Annotated in this window: 14 protein-coding genes; 4 read left to right on the forward strand and 10 right to left on the reverse strand. The window is 74.3% G+C overall.

Features of this window, described 5'->3' with window-relative positions; translation table 11 throughout:
• The first annotated feature begins 33 nt into the window (after positions 1 to 33).
• Entirely contained in the window at positions 34 to 627 is a 594-nt protein-coding gene (locus tag AC2A1K_RS18710; RefSeq protein ID WP_483897815.1) for a GGDEF domain-containing protein, read from the forward strand.
• 169 nt (positions 628 to 796) lie between these two features.
• Positions 797 to 3,334 (forward strand): LCP family protein, encoded by a 2,538-nt coding sequence (locus tag AC2A1K_RS18715; RefSeq protein WP_483897816.1) that lies wholly within the window; start codon positions 797 to 799, stop codon positions 3,332 to 3,334.
• 9 nt (positions 3,335 to 3,343) lie between these two features.
• On the opposite strand, the gene AC2A1K_RS18720 is transcribed toward AC2A1K_RS18715, so the two are convergent.
• From AC2A1K_RS18720 to AC2A1K_RS18745, 6 genes are all read right to left on the reverse strand, one after another.
• A complete protein-coding gene (locus AC2A1K_RS18720; RefSeq protein WP_483897918.1) occupies positions 3,344 to 4,105 on the reverse strand; it encodes a transposase in 762 nt (253 codons plus the stop codon).
• Positions 4,106 to 4,178: 73 nt separating this feature from the next.
• A complete protein-coding gene (locus tag AC2A1K_RS18725) occupies positions 4,179 to 4,391 on the reverse strand; it encodes a hypothetical protein (RefSeq protein WP_483897817.1) in 213 nt (70 codons plus the stop codon).
• Positions 4,358 to 4,951, reverse strand: coding sequence for a hypothetical protein (locus AC2A1K_RS18730; RefSeq protein ID WP_483897818.1), 594 nt, complete (start codon positions 4,949 to 4,951; stop codon positions 4,358 to 4,360). Before AC2A1K_RS18730 ends, AC2A1K_RS18725 begins: the two co-directional genes overlap by 34 nt.
• Before the next feature lie 333 nt (positions 4,952 to 5,284).
• Positions 5,285 to 5,638 carry a ferredoxin gene (fdxA, locus tag AC2A1K_RS18735; protein WP_483897819.1) on the reverse strand — a complete coding sequence of 118 codons (354 nt, stop codon included), beginning with the start codon at positions 5,636 to 5,638 and terminating at the stop codon, positions 5,285 to 5,287.
• Positions 5,638 to 6,906, reverse strand: coding sequence for a cytochrome P450 (locus AC2A1K_RS18740; RefSeq protein ID WP_483897820.1), 1,269 nt, complete (start codon positions 6,904 to 6,906; stop codon positions 5,638 to 5,640). Before AC2A1K_RS18740 ends, fdxA begins: the two co-directional genes overlap by 1 nt.
• A 115-nt stretch (positions 6,907 to 7,021) precedes the next feature.
• Complete coding sequence (locus AC2A1K_RS18745; protein ID WP_483897821.1) at positions 7,022 to 8,578, reverse strand: class I adenylate-forming enzyme family protein; 1,557 nt, start codon at positions 8,576 to 8,578, stop codon at positions 7,022 to 7,024.
• Between the two features lie 95 nt (positions 8,579 to 8,673).
• On the opposite strand from AC2A1K_RS18745, the gene AC2A1K_RS18750 reads away from it, so the two are divergent.
• Complete coding sequence (locus tag AC2A1K_RS18750) at positions 8,674 to 10,317, forward strand: helix-turn-helix domain-containing protein (protein ID WP_483897822.1); 1,644 nt, start codon at positions 8,674 to 8,676, stop codon at positions 10,315 to 10,317.
• Complete coding sequence (locus AC2A1K_RS18755) at positions 10,314 to 11,036, forward strand: GntR family transcriptional regulator (RefSeq protein WP_483897823.1); 723 nt, start codon at positions 10,314 to 10,316, stop codon at positions 11,034 to 11,036. Before AC2A1K_RS18750 ends, AC2A1K_RS18755 begins: the two co-directional genes overlap by 4 nt.
• Positions 11,037 to 11,039: 3 nt before the next feature.
• On the opposite strand, the gene AC2A1K_RS18760 is transcribed toward AC2A1K_RS18755, so the two are convergent.
• From AC2A1K_RS18760 to AC2A1K_RS18775, 4 genes are read right to left on the reverse strand one after another with little or no spacing between them, the layout of a single operon-like run.
• Complete coding sequence (locus AC2A1K_RS18760) at positions 11,040 to 11,855, reverse strand: SDR family oxidoreductase (protein WP_483897824.1); 816 nt, start codon at positions 11,853 to 11,855, stop codon at positions 11,040 to 11,042.
• Positions 11,839 to 12,630, reverse strand: coding sequence for an enoyl-CoA hydratase/isomerase family protein (locus tag AC2A1K_RS18765; RefSeq protein ID WP_483897825.1), 792 nt, complete (start codon positions 12,628 to 12,630; stop codon positions 11,839 to 11,841). The genes AC2A1K_RS18760 and AC2A1K_RS18765 overlap by 17 nt, the downstream gene beginning before the upstream one ends.
• A complete protein-coding gene (locus tag AC2A1K_RS18770) occupies positions 12,606 to 13,640 on the reverse strand; it encodes a fumarylacetoacetate hydrolase family protein (protein WP_483897826.1) in 1,035 nt (344 codons plus the stop codon). Before AC2A1K_RS18770 ends, AC2A1K_RS18765 begins: the two co-directional genes overlap by 25 nt.
• Positions 13,637 to 15,130, reverse strand: coding sequence for a bifunctional 3-(3-hydroxy-phenyl)propionate/3-hydroxycinnamic acid hydroxylase (locus AC2A1K_RS18775; RefSeq protein WP_483897827.1), 1,494 nt, complete (start codon positions 15,128 to 15,130; stop codon positions 13,637 to 13,639). The genes AC2A1K_RS18770 and AC2A1K_RS18775 overlap by 4 nt, the downstream gene beginning before the upstream one ends.
• Position 15,131: the final 1 nt, after the last annotated feature.

Raw genomic sequence — 15,131 nt, forward strand, 5'->3', positions numbered from 1 at the left:
GGGCAGAGCGGGGGGAACAGCAGCCTACGGCCATTGACGGCAGCTCTGATGGAAGCCATCCCCGCTCCGCCTGCACACCCGGAGCCAACACCAGCTCCGGCCGCACCTCTGAAGGTAGGGCGTGATGGCTCGCACGACGCCGCCTGCGTCGCCCTCGCGGACGTCGACCACTTCAAGGACGTCAACGACACCCACGGTCACGCGGTCGGCGACGAAGTGCTCCGGCGCCTCGTCGACCTCATGAGCGAGGGGCTGCCCCGGGACGGGTTCTGCGCCCGCTACGGCGGGGAGGAGTTCGCGCTCGTCCTGCCCGGGGTCGCGCCCGCCGAGGCGGTCCGGGTGTGCGAGGAGGCCCGCGTACGCGTCGACGCCCACCCATGGCACGAGATCGCCGACGATCTGCGGGTGACGGTCAGCGTCGGGGTCGCGTGCCTCGACGGTGGCGACGGCGGGAGCCCGCGGTCGCCGGGCCTGGACGCCGCCGACGCCCTGCTCTACGTCGCCAAGCGCGCCGGCCGGAACGCGGTGGCGTACCGCGACGCCGACGGCGAGGTGCGCCTGGCCGGCGCCGCCGGTGGTCGGCGCGGCATCGGCGCCGCCGCGCGCCGGGCGTTCCCGTCCGCGTGACGGTCTGAGCCGAACCTGAGCAATCGGAGGTCACACGCGTCCCCCGGTCGTGTGGTGCCCGTTGTGTCCGGGTGTCTGCGTGGCGTAGTGGGGCCCGCGCCGAACTCACCGGTACGCGCCGTAGTATCCGCCTGCTGACTTCCCGGCCCGTGGATCCTCGAGGAGTTGCGTGACCGACGACCGCGCCGGTGACCCGGTGCGGGGCTCCCGCCCCGCGACGGCCGGTTCCGACGCGGTTCGCCCGTCCGCCCTCACGGGGCCGGCGTCGGCGCCCTTCCGGATCCCGGTCGCGATGCCCACCGCGTCCCGCCGGCCGACGATGGTGCGCCTGACGCGCCGAACCGGCCCTCGCTTCGGTCTGCGCCCACCGAGCGCGGCGCTCGTGACGGCACCGACCTCGGCCTCGCCGGACGGGGCGACTCCGGGCACGCCGTCCTCGGGCACGCCGTCCTCGGGCACGCCGTCCTCGGGCATCCCGTCGCCCGCGGCCCGGGCGGCGCCGTCGACCCGGGCGCCCGTCGACGCGGTCACCCTCCCGGCGGGTCGGGTGCCGAAGCCGGCGGCCGCCGCGGGACCGGGCGCCCCGGACCCCCCGGCCGGCGCGGTCCGCGAGCCGGCCGGCACGCGTCCGCCGCCCCCGGCGCCGCGGATCGAGCGCCGTCCCGACTGCGACCCGCCGCCGGCCCGCCCGCGCGCCGGGGGGCCGAGCGGGCCTCCGACCGGGGCGTCCCCCGGCGGCCCGACGGCAGGCCCGGATGCTGGAACCCCGGTGGTCGGCCCGGCCGGTCCCGCTCCCGGCCCCGGCGGGAAGCCCGGTCCCGAGCCCACCGTGCGCGCCGCCGTGCCGCCCCTCGTACGCCCGCCCGACCAGCGACCCGCCGGTCCCGCCGCGGCATCGGCCCCGCCCGCTTCGGCGAAGGCCGAGTCACCCGCCGCGTCACCCGCCGCGTCGCCCGCCGCCCGGCAGGTGCTCGCCCTCGCGGTGACGTCCGTTCCCGCGGGAGCGCCCGCTCCGGAGGACGCGGAGGCGTCGCCGGCCTCCGAGCGTTCGAGCACGGGAATCGACCCGCCATCGGGGGACCGTCGTCGACCGGCGGCCGAGGCACGGGAGGGCGAGGCCGACTACGCCGCGACGTCCGCGGTACTCGCGTCGGCGGGCGCCCGCCTCGCGGCCTGGCGCCGGGGCTGGACCGGTCCGCGCGTGCTGCGGCTGATGACCGCGACGTGCGCGGTGCTCGTGGTCGTCGTGTGCGGGCTGGGGTGGGGCGCCGCGTCGTGGGTCGAGGCGGCGGTGCGTCAGATCGGCGCGCTCGACCCGAACTCGCCCGCCATCCAGAACGCCGCCGCGCAGGCCGGCGACCAGAACTTCCTCGTCGTCGGCTCGGACAGCCGGGCCGGCGCGCCGCCCTCGGAGGACGCCGGCGACACCGCCGACGTCCCGGGCGCCCGCACCGACACGATCATGATCGTGCACGTCCCCGAGGACCGCTCGGGCGTCACCGTCGTCTCCTTCCCCCGCGATCTGGAGATCACCCGACCTGCCTGCGAGCGCTGGGACCCCGTGAGCGGGGCGTACTCCCCCGAGATGCTGCCGCCGACCCCGCGGGTCAAGCTCAACTCCGCGTACGCGGCCGGCGGCCCGCGCTGCGTGACGCGCGCGGTCCAGGAGCTCTCCGGGCTGGCGATCAACCGCTTCCTGGGCGTCGACTTCCAGGGCTTCCAGGGCATGGTCGACTCGGTGCGCGGCGTGCCGATCTGCGTCGAGCGGCCGGTGCGGGACTCGATCCTCGGGCCGATCGTCACGCAGGCCGGCCCCACGGTGCTCACCGGGCAGCAGGCCCTCGACTACGTCCGCGCCCGCCACGTCGAGGGCGACCCGTCCAGCGACTACGGCCGCATCCAGCGCCAGCAGCGCTTCCTGGGGGCCCTGCTCCGCTCGGTGCTGTCGGCGGGCACGCTCCTCGACCCGGGCCGGCTCAACGCGCTCGTCGAGGCGATCTCCCGCTCGACGTTCGGGGAGAACATCGGGTCGGATCAGCTGCTCACCCTGGCGCAGTCGCTGGGCAGCCTCGACCCGCGCGCGGTCACCTTCGTCACCGTCCCCACGACGGGCATCGCCAACGACCGGGGCAACGAGGTCCTGCGCCCCGTCGAGGACAGGGCGTTGTTCAGCGCGATCATCGAGGGTCGCCCGCTGCCGGGTGCTCCGGGTGTTCCGGGGGCTCCGGGCGCTCCGGCGGCGCCCGCCGCGCCGGCCGCGGCACCCGTCGACGTCCGCCTGCTCGACGGTCGCTCCCCCGTCGACGAGGGCTCCGACGACGGTTCCGGCGAGGACGACTCGGGGAACGGCGGCTCGGACGGCAGCTCGGACGGCAGCGGCTCCTCGTCCGGCCCGTCCGCCTCGTCGATCGCGGAGCGGCTGCGCTCCGCGGGCTTCGGGGTCGTCACCGACGACAGCGGCTCGCCCGCCGGCGCCCGCGGCACGACGGTCCGCTACTCGCCGGACCAGGCGGTGGCCGCGCAGGCGCTCGCCGCCGCGGTCCCCGGGGCGACGCTCGAGCCGACGTCGTCGGGGACCGGCACGCTGACCCTCGTCCTCGGCGACGACTTCGACGGCCGCGTCCGCTCGGGCCCCGGGCCCTCGGGCGCCACCCCCTCGGCACCCGTCAACCCGACGATCACGGCCGCCGACGCCTCCTGCGCCTGACGCCCCGAGTCAGCGGTCGGGCCATCGCAGGCGTTGATGGCCCGTAACTCCCCACGCTCGACGCTCGCGGAGTGTCAGCGGCGTGGCGTCGCTGACGTTGAGTGTCCGTATCGCCACGCGCTCGCCGGCGCCGAGGAGATGGCCAGGGCTCGGAACCGTGACCGTTTCGGGCCTGCGCTCGGAGGCTGAGCTGGGTTCCGCCCGGCGAAGAGTTCCTAACGGATGTCGAGCGGTTCGCGGCTTCTGGTCCTGCTGCTGGACAGGCCGGTCGATGGAGCGCTGTGCGACTCCTTGCTTGGCCGGCCCGTCCCCTGATGGTGGTGTTGCGCGCTGCCTGCCCCTCGCTGTTGACTTGCTGCACAGCTCACGGCCTTGCGCGTCGGTGATCTCGTGTCCGTCGAGGTCGCGCAAGGTGTAGTGCTCGCCGCGGCGCCAGCGGGCAGCGATGCGGCTCACCAGCACCGCGGCGAGGGTGCACAGCGCGCTGTTGCGGTGTTTGCCGCGGTCACGCAGGCGTTGGTAGCGCGCGGCGAGAGTGGGGTCGGTCTTGCGGGCATGGTCGGCGGCGGCGAACAGCGCGAAGCGCAGCACGTGGTCGCCGGCCTTGGTCGGGCCGTCGTGGCGATCGACGGTGCCGGATTGGTTGATCTTGGGGACGAGGCCGGTGTAGCTGCGCACCGCGGCCAGATCGCGAAAGCGGGTGGGATCGCCGAGGCGGCCGAGGATCATCGCTGCCAGCACCGCACCGAGTCCGGGCGCTGAGACGACGATGCCGTCGGGTCGGCGGCGTGGTAGTGCGCGGCGATGCGGTCGTCGAGCTGGTCGATCTCGCCGCTGAGCTGGGTTACCAGGCGGGCCTCGATGCCGAGTCCTCGGCGAGCTCGGCGACCTCGATGGCGCGGGCGGGCCACGGCGCGAGCGTGCCGCGGGCGTCGACGAGCAGGGCGTCGGCCTTGTCCTCGCACCATGCCCCGCGGCTGGTGCGGATCAGCAAGCGCGCCAGCCGGGCCCGGCCCAGCCAGGTCAGGGCGTGCGGGTCGGCCGTGCGGGTCGGCATAGCGATCGCGCACGGCCAGGGCGGCCTTGCCGTAGTCGGTGCCCAGCACCGCGCTCCATGCCGGACCGAGCAGCTCCAGCAGAGCGTCGAGCCGGCGCAGGGCCGCGGTACGACGACCGCACCATCGCGCTGCTGCTCGCCGCGGAGTACCACGCCGACAACGCCCCGCCCGACGACCAGCAACCCCACGACGGCCCGACCACGACGGACCGGATGAGGTGCCCGACCGCGGGCTCGATGATCAGTGTGCCGGGCCGGAGGACGGCTCGCCGCGCGAGGACGAGCCGACCGAGAACCATGACGATCACGACACCGCCCGCGACGATCGCCCCGCGCCCAGACCGGCGGTGCCGGGTTCGGTGGAGCAGGGCCTGCTCGAGCAGCTCGGCCTCCCCGAGACCGGCGCCGCGTTCGATCTGCCCGACGGGTGCGGACCGGAGTGGCTGTTCGACCCCGAGGACGACGAGCGGCGCCTGCCCGGGCCCGACGGGCACCTCGAGCTCGAGGGCGGCGAGCAGCGTCGTCGGGGCCTGGAGCTCGACGATCGCTGCGGGGCGCACCGATCTGCGGGTGCGGCGCCACCGCCCCCTCGTGACCGTGCGACCGTTGAGCCGGGCGCGGCGTCGGGCGAGCTCGCGGGGCGCGGCGTCGACACCGGCGTGGGGCCCGGGTGGCTCCAGGGCGTCGACACCGTCGGGGCCGTCCAGGGCGGACGGGCGCTGACGGAGCTCGGTCAGCAGTCCGGCAGTGCGGCACCCTCTGCGTGCAGGGCCGCGAAGCGCGCTGCGCCGCAAGGTAAGCGCCTGCCTACACACCGGGCGGGCCCTGTGGGCCCGGTGGGCCCGAGAGCGTTCTCGGGGTCACGGCAGGAACGACGTCGACTTGTGTGCGCGTCATCCGCGCGGCCCCCGCGTGGGTAGGGCCGCCACGTACGGGGTGTCCACACCGAGCTCGCCCAGACTCGCGGCGCCGCCGGGGTGACCGAGGGGCTCTGCGCGACCGGGCAGCCGCTGCGCGAAGAACGCGAGCGAGTCCTCGACGTAGGCCCGCTCGGCGTCGTCGAGCGCGGCGTCCTCGACGAAGATCGCATCAACCGGGCACTCCGGCTCGCAGGCGCCGCAGTCGATGCACTCGCCGGCGTTGATATAGCACTTCCGGTCGCCGACATAGATGCAGTCGACCGGGCACACGTCCAGGCAGGCGCGATCGGTGACGTCGACGCAGCCTGCGCCGATCACGAAGGCCATCAGCTGCTCCGGACCCGCAGGGCTGAGAGGGCCCGGAAGACGAAGTGCGGCGTGTGGGCCGGGGTGGCCTCGAGGCGCAGGTCCGGGCGGCGGGCGACCAGCTCCTCGAAGGCGATCCGGGTCTCGAGCCGCGCCAGTGGCGCGCCGAGGCAGAAGTGCGCGCCCTTACCGAAGGACAGGTGCGGCGCCGGATCGCGCGCGGGGTCGAACTCGTCGGGGCGGGAGACCTTGTCGGGGTCGTGACCGGCGGCGGCGAAGTGCACGAACACCAGGTCCCCGGCGGGGACGTCGACGTCGCCGATCCGGACGTCGACCGTGACGCGGCGCGGCAGGCCGAAGATGGAGGTGTCGAAGCGGAGCATCTCCTCGACCATGGCGGGGATGTCGTACTCCCCGGCCACCAGGCGCTGCCAGCGCTCCGGCACCGCGAGCAGGTGCGCGAGCCCGTTGGCGATGAGGTTCGCCGTGGTCTCGTGGCCGGCGCTGATCAGGCCGGGGAAGAGCGAGAGCATCTCCAGGTCGGTGAGCGCGACGTCGCCCTTCTTGCGCACCGCCCACACCGCGGAGATCAGGTCGTCCTGCGGGTCGTGCTCGCGCGCGGCGATGAGGTCGGCGACGTACTGGTGGTACTCGAGCGCCGCGTCCGCGTAGCGCAGCTGCTCCTCGACGGGCATGCCCCGCTCCTCGGCGCCGAGCAGGCGGTTCCACTCCTCGGAGAGGTCGTGACACCGCTGGACGGCGTCGGCGGGGATCCCGACGAGGCGGGTGATCACGGTGAGCGCCAGCGGGTAGGAGAACCCCGAGACCACGTCGAACGGCTCGTCGGTGGGGAGCGCGTCGATCAGCTCGCCAGCGAGGGCACGGATGTCGTCCTCCATCCGCGCCACGCGACCGGGGGTGAAAGCGGCGTTGACGATGCGCCGCAGGCGCGTGTGGTCGGGCCGGTCCATCCCGATGAGGGTCGCCGTGAGCGGGACCTTGCCCGCGAAGCGCTCCATGACCGCGGGGTTGTAGCGGCCGGTGATGGCGTTCTCGTTGGAGAACACCTCGGGGCGGCGCAGGACGAACTCCGCGTCGTCCTGGCGCGTGACCACCCACATGCCGATGGCGGGGGCGAAGAACACCGGGTCCTGCGCCCGCTGCTCGCGCAGCCAGGGGTACGGGTTCTCGAGCATTGCCGGGTCGAAGGGGTCATACGCGGCGCTGACCGGACAGCGGGCGGGCGCGGCGGACTCGGTGGCGGATCCGGTGGCGGTGTCGGCGGTCATGGCGGTTCCCTTCGCAGGTGCGACGTGATCTGATGCACTTCTCAGCTCTTTGGATACACTTCGGGAGCAAGTCTGGACAAGACGAGCGGAGGTGGAGATGCGCCGGAGATGCCGGTCAGCGCAGCGCGGCCTCGACGAGCCGGAAGCGCTGGATCTTGCCGACCGCGGTGCGCGGCAGCTCGTCGACGACGTGGATGCCGCGTGGGCGGCGGGGACCGGAGAGCCGCGCGGCGAGCCAGCGCTCGAGGTCGCCGGCCAACGCGGGCGAGGCGTCCCGCGCGGGGACGACGAACGCGACCGGCACCTCGTCGCGCAGCGGGTCGCGCACCCCGACCACGGCGGCGTCGAGCACCCCGGGGTGCTCGAGCAGCACCGACTCCAGCTCGACCACCGAGACGTTCTCCCCGGCAACCTTGATCATGTCGCCGTCGCGGCCCACGAACACGACCTCGCCGTCCGCGTCGAGACGTCCGAGGTCGCCGGTGGTGAGCCACGCGACGCCGGACGGATCGGGCGCGGAGAGCGCCGCCGCCGTCGCCTGCGCGTCGCCCCGGTAGCCCGCGAACAGCGACAGGCCCGGGCGGCCACCGACCTGGATGCGCCCGATCTCCCCCGGCCCCGCGGGCCGGTCCGCCACCCGGTCGCGCAACCGCACGTGACAGCCGGGGGTGGGAACCCCGACCGTCCTCGGTACGGGGTCGAGCCGGCGGCTCATCAGCACCGCCGGCGCGGTCTCGGTCATTCCGTAGATCTGGCGGGGCCGGCACCCGACCAGGGCCGCGAACCGCTCGTACTCGTCGTCGGTGAGGTTCTGGGAGAACCACAGGTTCTCCAGCGGCCGCCGCAGCGGGGTCACCGTCGCCCGAGCGAGGACCATCCGGATCGGCGCCGCGAACAGCGAGGCGTGCGTCGCACGCGCCGCCTCGGCCTGTTCGAGGAAGCGCGACGCCGAGAAGCCGTCGACGAGCACGACGGCGCCGCCGACCGAGACCGAGGCGGCGATCGAGTAGTACTGGGCGTTGGCGTGGAAGAGGGGCAGCACCACCAGGAACCGCGAGTCGCGGCGCAGGCCCGCCGCGGCGGCCATGACGTCACCCGCGAACGCGTAGTTCGCCTGCGTCACCTCGACGATCTTCGGCGCGGACGTGGTGCCCGAGGTGAACATCAGCGCCAGGACGTCGCGTGGGGCCACCGGGACGGCGGGGGGCTCCGGCGCCCCGGACGTCGGGTCGGTGAGCGCCGTGAACGCCGGATCACCGGGGTCCACCTCGACCACGGGGGCCACCGCCCCGGACTCGCGGTGGATCGCCGCCTGGTCGCGCCCGCAGATCGCGAGCACCGGGCCGACCCGCTCCTCCTGTCGGGCGATCTCCACCGCGGTGCTGCGAGGGTCGCAGGGCAGCAGGATCCAGCCGGCGCGGGCACCGGCGAGCATCACCGCGACGAAGGCCGGACAGTTCGGGAGCAACAGCGCGATCCGGTCCCCCTGCCGCACCCCTCGGGCGTGGATCGCCCCGCGGACCGCCTCGACCACCGCGTCGAACTCGCCGTAGGTCCACGACGCCGCCGCTCCGGCCGAGGGCGCCCACTCCAGGAACGTCGCGTCCCTCGCACCGTTCACCGCGCGGTCCCAGCGCCGGGAGAGCGTCGAGAAGTCCGAGAGCACGTCCACGACCACAGTGTCGGCAGGCGAATGTGGCCCGGACCACGTCTCCACGGGCGGAAGCGGGGCGCGCAGACTCGTCCCCACGGGACAGGAGCCGGCTCGTGACGCTGCCGACGCTGCCGTTCGACGTGCTGGGCACGCTGGTGGAGCTCGGCACGGAGCTCGCGGCCGAGGAGGTCGACCTTCCCCGGGTGCTCGACCTCACAACCCGCAGTGCCGCGCGGCTGGTGGGCAGCGACATCGCCTGGCTCTCGCTGTTCGACGAGGCCACGGGGGCGATGCGGGTCGCGGTGACCCACGGCGTGGTCGAGGCCACGTTCGCCGAGATGCGCGTGGCCCGGGGCGAGGGCCTCGGCGGCGCGGCGCTCGCCCGGGGCGGGCCCCTCGTCGTCACCGACTACCCCGCCTGGGCCCCCCGCGGCCCGGTGCGGGAGGCGATGCTCGCCGAGGGGGTGGCCTCCGTCGTCTGCGCGCCGATGATCCGCCAGGACGAGACCGTCGGGGTGCTCTACGCCGCCAACCGCAGCCCCACCGACTTCGCGTCCACCGACGAGGCCGTCGTCGCCGCCCTCGCCGCCCAGGCCTCGGTTGCCATCGCCAACGCGCGCCTCTACCGCGCGCTGCTCGACAGGACCGCCACGCTCGAGGCGACCGTCGACATCCACCGCGCCCTCGGCGACGCCGCCGTCTCGGGCGCGGGGATCGACCGGGTCGTCCATGCCCTCGGCGAGCTGACCGGCCGGCAGCTGCTCCTCGAACAGGAGATCGTCGCGCCGCACGCGCTGCGGCAGGGCCCGTCCGGCGCGGGTGCCACCACCGGCCGGGTCGCCGCCACCGTGCCGATCCGGCGCCACGGGACCGACCTCGGGCGGCTCACCGTCTTCGGCGACGCCCCGCTGCGTGTGCTGGAGCGCAACGCGTTCGCCCACGGCGCGACCGTGCTGGCCCTGGAGCTGATGCGCCACGAGGCCGCCCGGGACGTCGAGCTGCGGTTGCGCGGGGAGCTGCTCGAGCAGCTGCTGGAGGCCCCCGGCGAGGCCGACCCCGAGCTCGCGGCGCGCGCCGCACGGTCCGGGTTGACGCTCGGCGCGCCGTGCGCGGTCCTCGTCGTCGAGTCAGCTGGCCCGTTCCGGCGGCCCCGGGTGCCGCGCGATCCCGGCGTGCTGTGCGGCCGGCGGGGTGACCGCTTCGTCGTCGCCCTCCTGGGTGAGGGGCACGACGTCGCCGCCCACGCCGAGCGCCTTCTGCGTCCCGACCTCCCGCCCCCCGCCGACGACCGGCGCGGCGAGACCCCCACCTGGGTCGGGACCAGCGTGGGGCGCACGAGCGTCGCGGCCGGCTTCCGGGAGGCCTCGGCGTGCGCGGCGCTCGCGCGCCGGGCCAGCCCGCGCCGCTCACGGGCGGTGCACTCGAGCGCGCTCGGTCCGCTGCGGTTCATGCTCGACATCGCGGACCTGACGAACGTGCAGGCCTTCGTCCACGGCACGCTCGGCCCCGTCGCCGCGCACGAGGAGGCCGGCGGGGCCCAGCTGCTGACGACGCTGCGCGCCTACGTCGAGGAGGACGGACACCTGCAGCGCATCGCCGCCCGGTGTCACGTGCACGTCAGCACGGTCAAGTACCGGCTCGCCCGGATCGGCGAGCTCCTCGACCGCCCGCTGCGGCACTGGGAGACACGATTCGACCTGACGCTGGCCTTCCGGCTGGCGGATCTCCTCCCCGACGCGGAGGTGAAAGAACCATGAGCTCGAGAGGTACGGTCCCGAAGGTGGAGCCCGGGGAGAAGCAGTCCAGCGTCGCGATGCGGGATGTGCACCACGCCCTGCGACGCATGATTCTCGACGGCGAGCTGGAGCCCGGCCTCGAGATCTCGCAGACCGAGCTCGCCGCGCGGCTGCGGTGCAGCCGGACCCCGCTGCGCGAGAGCCTGCGGCTGCTCGAGCGCGAGGGGCTGGTGGTGAGCAACCCGGCCTACCGCCTGGTGACGATCAGCTCGCTGTCGATGGTCGACGTCGACGATCTCTATGCGCTGCGCGTCATGGGTGAGGGGCTCGCGATCTGGCTGACCGTGCCCACCCTCGTCGCCGCCGACTTCGAGGCCCTCGAGCGGGACATCGCGCTCGTCGAGGACGAGCGCGACCTGGAGGCCCACCGGCGGTTCCACGCCCGGATGCGCCGGGCCGCCGGGACCCGGCTGACGGAGCACCTGGACATGCTGTTCGAGCACGCCGAGCGCTACCAGCGCGAGTTCCGGGCGAGCTTCGAGGACGAGCGCGTCTTCGAAGCCAAGTGCAAGGAGCACCGCGGGATCCTCGACGCCTGCCGCGACCGCGACCGCGACCTCGCGCGCGACCTGCTGATCGACCACATCGCCGACACCGCGACCCGGCTGATGACCTCCCGCCGCCACGCTCCGTTCGCCCTGGTGGAGGCGGTCGCGATGGCCCGAGGCACGCGCGCCTGAGCGCTACTTCGCGAGCATCCCGGCGTCGACGGGCAGGCTCACCCCGGTGACGTAGCGGGCCTCGTCGGAGAGCAGCCAGGCCACGGCGTGCGCGACGTCCTCGGGCTCCAGCCACGCCACCGGCAGCAGGTGGCGCTCGGCGTAGACGTCGCGCAGGGCGGCCATCCCCGCCGGCCCGCGCATCCCGGTCCGGCGCTCCGCCTGGTCCTCGTTGTCGATCATCGGCGTCCGCACCGCGGTGGGGTGCACGGTGTTGACCCGGATCGACCGCGGCCCGAGCTCGTGCGCCAGGGCCCTCATCAGCCCGACGACGGCGTGCTTGGCCGTCACGTAGCCGGCGAAGCCGCTCGTGCCCTTCGCCCCGGCGACCGAGCTGGTGAGCACGATCCCGCCGCCGGAGGCCCGGACGTGCGGCAGTACCGCCCGCACCGTGTTCCAGGTGCCGGTGGCGTTGACGTCGAGGGACTCCCGCCACGCCGCGGGTTCCAGGTCCTCGGCGCTCCCGCTCCGCAACAGCCCCGCGTTGGCGAAGAGCCCGCTCACCGGGCCGAGTTCGGCGACCATGGTGGCGACCGCCCCGTCGAGCGCGTCCGGGTCGCGCACGTCCGCCGCCACTGCGACGGCCGCCCCGCCGGCGGCCCGGACCGCCTCGGCCACCGGCGCCGCGAGGGGACGACCGTCGTCGTCGCCGACGTCCAGCGCGGCGATCCGCGCACCGCGCGCGGCGAGGACCCGGCAGGCGGCGCTGCCGATGCCCCCCGCCGCGCCGGTGACGACGACGGTGCCGTGCCCGCTCGTTGGCTCAGTACCTGTCGGCACCCGTGGCCCCGGGGAACTCGGGCTGCCGGCCCTCGCGGAACGCGGCGAACCCCGCCTCGGCGTCCGGAAGCGTCGCGCTGAGGGCCTCGACGTAGAGCGAGTGCTCGAAGATGCTGACGTTCTGGGTGTACCAGTCGTTGAACGCCGCCTTCGTGCCCTGGATCGCGAACTGCGGGCCCCGCGCGAGACGCACGGCGACGTCCTCGGCGGTCGCCATCAGCTCCTCGTGCGGGACGCAGCGCGCCACCAGCCCGATCGCCGCCGCCTCGGCGCCGGTGATCCGGTCGCACATCAGCGCGTGGTACTTCGCGCGGGCCATGCCCATCGACAGCGGCCACACCAGCGCGGCGTGGTCCCCGGCCGCCAGACCGATCTTGAGGTGGCCGTCCATGAGCACCGCCTTCTCGCTGGCGATGCTGATGTCGGCGAGCAGCGCGATCGCGAGCCCGCCGCCGACGGCCGCCCCGTTGATCGCCGAGACGATCGGTTTCCGACAGGCGATCATGTTGCGCACGAGCGCGCGGCCGTCGCGCATGTCCACCTCGAGCGGGCCGTTGCCCGCCTCGAGGTCCCCGCCGGCGCTGAACGCGCGCCCGGCCCCGGTGATCAGGGCGACGTTCATGTCGGGGTCGGCGTCGAAGTCCCGCCAGATCCGGCCCTGCTCACCATGCCCCCGCTCGCCGGAGGCGTTGAGCTTTTCCGGCCGGTTCATCGTGATGCGCAGGACGCGGTCGGCGCCCGGCGCGACCGTCAGGAACTCGTAATCGCCGTACACCCGGTGACCTCCACCTTCCGCCGCGGGCCCTGGCCCTTGTGCCCGACATGGTTGCGCAGGACCCCGATCCCCTCGGCCTCGAGCTCGACGACACCGCCCTGTGGAATCCAGCGGTCGAGCTCCACCCCGCAGCCCTTCCCGACCGTCCCGCTCCCGAGCAGGTCACCGGACCGCAGCGTCTGTTCCTGGCTGGTCCACGCGATGAGCTCGGCGAAGGAGAAGTGCATCGTCCCGAGCGTCCCGGTGGACCACACCTCGCCGTCGACCCTGGCCTCCAGACGCGCCGAGCCCGGGTCGAACTCGTCGGGCGTGGCGATGCACGGCCCGAGGGAGGTGGCGAAGTCCTTGCTAACCCCGGGGCCGATGCCGATGCTCATCTCCCGCGGCTGGATGTCGCGCGCGCTCCAGTCGTTGTAGAGCGTGTAGCCGACGATGTGCCGGTCGGCGTCCTCCGCCCGGATGCGTCGTCCCGGGACGCCGATCACCGCGCAGACCTCGAGTTCGTAGTCGAGCTTGTCGGTGTATGCGGGCCAGGGCACGGTGTCGTCCGGACCGTAGATCTCGTCGACATTCCCCTTGTAATGCGCCGGGATCCGGTACCACTCGTCGGGGATCGCCGTCATGACGCCGGCGGCGATCACCCCGCGGAGGTGCTCCTCCACGACCAGGTAGTCGCGCAGGCTGTTCGGGCGCGGCAGCGGCGACAGGAGCTGCACCTCGCCGGCGGGGTACAGGATGCGGGCACCCTCCGGGCCGGGCTCGCCGGCCGCGCTCGCGCGGGCCGCGGCGTCGCGCGTGGCGTCGAGCGCCCGCTCACCGCCGCGGAGCAGCGTCAGCAGGTCCGAGGACGTCCCGGGCTCCGGGCGCCCGCCGGCGACGGGCTCGTGTCCCCGACCGGCGAGCGCCCGGTCGACGTCCACGACGACACGACCGGGGACGTCCCCGGCCAGCACGCCCGCCCGGGCGACGTGGCCCGACGAACCGGGGATCGCGAAGGTGATCAGCTTCATGCCGACACGGCCGCGGGGAGGAGGGCCGCCGCGACCTGCTCGACGAGCGCGTCCAGCTCGGCGGGGCCGCCCGCGGCGCCCACCAGGTAGCGGTCGGGCCGGACGAGCACCGCGGTGGCGCCCTCGCCGACGATCCACGACCGGACGTCGCCGGTGAAGTCCTCGACGATCCGGGCATCCAGGGCGGCCAGCAGGCTCCGGGACCGCTCGCTGAGCCCGGCGACCGTCGCGGGGTCGCCCACGACCGCGAAGCGGTAGCCGACGGCGTCGTCGAGCAGGCGCCCGTCGGACAGGCGCGGCTGCTCGGAGAGCCGGCCGCCGTGCTCGCCCGCCGCGTCCCACACGCCGGGCCCGAGCCGGGGACGCAGGGCCTCGGCCTGGAAGACCGGTGGCTCCTCCTCGGTCGCCTCGAGGGTCTCGATGGTGTTCGCGAGCTGGGCGGAGAGCTTCGTGTAGGTCGACACGTGCGGTCGGCGCTCGGACTCGTAGGTGTCGAGGAGTCCTTCGTCGGACTCCCCGCGCACCACGCGGGCGAGCTTCCAGGCGAGGTTCTGGGCGTCTCGGATGCCCGAGCACATGCCCTGACCGAGGTGGGGCGGCATGGTGTGGGCGGCGTCGCCGGCGATGAACAGCCGGCCCACGCGCCACGGGTCGGCGGTGATCGAGTGCCACTTGTAGACATCGCAGCGCAGCAGCCGGTACTCGTCGGGGGTCAGCCAGGGCGAGAGGATCTCGTAGGCCTTCTCGGTGCGCTCGAACTCGGCGTCGACGTCCTCGGGGCGCAGCATCAGCTCGAAGCGCACCCGCGGTGCCGCGATCGGCACGAACGTCAGCGGGTTGCGGATGCCGGCCTGGATGAAGGAGTCGCGCCCGGAGAGGGCCTCCTTCGTGACGAACGGGATGATGTCGACGATCAGCTGGCGGTGCGTGGCCTCGTGGTCCTCGAGCCGGCAGCCCATGATCTCGCGGACGTGGGAGTTGGCCCCGTCGCAGCCCACCAGGTAGGAGGCGACGACCGGACGCTCGTCGCCGGTGGCGGTCTCGCGCAGCGTGAGCCGGACCTCGTCGCCGGTGTCCTCGACGCCGGTGACCTCCCACCCGAACCAGGTGTCGGTCCTCGGGTCGTTGTGGGCGTAACCGCGCAGAACCGACTCGAAGTCGGGCTGGTGGAACATGTAGTCCGACTGCCAGCCCTGTTCGGTGAGGCCGCGGTTCATGGCCATCTGCATCACGACGCGCCACTGGGCGTCGTAGTGGCGGTAGGTGCCCACCAGTGAGAAGTCCTTCTCGAGGTGCGCGAGACCGAGCGTCTGGAACGCCCGCATCGTCTCGTCGTCGACGTGCGTCGCGCGGGGTCGGGCCATCGGCAGGCGGCTGCGGTCGATCACGGCGGTCCGCAGCCCCTCGAGCGCCAACAGACGCGTGAGCGCGAGACCCGTCGTCCCGCACCCGATGACGGCCACGTCGACGCGGTCGGTGTCGGTGTTCATG

The organism is Actinomycetospora sp. 2LY8.5, assembly GCF_057180585.1.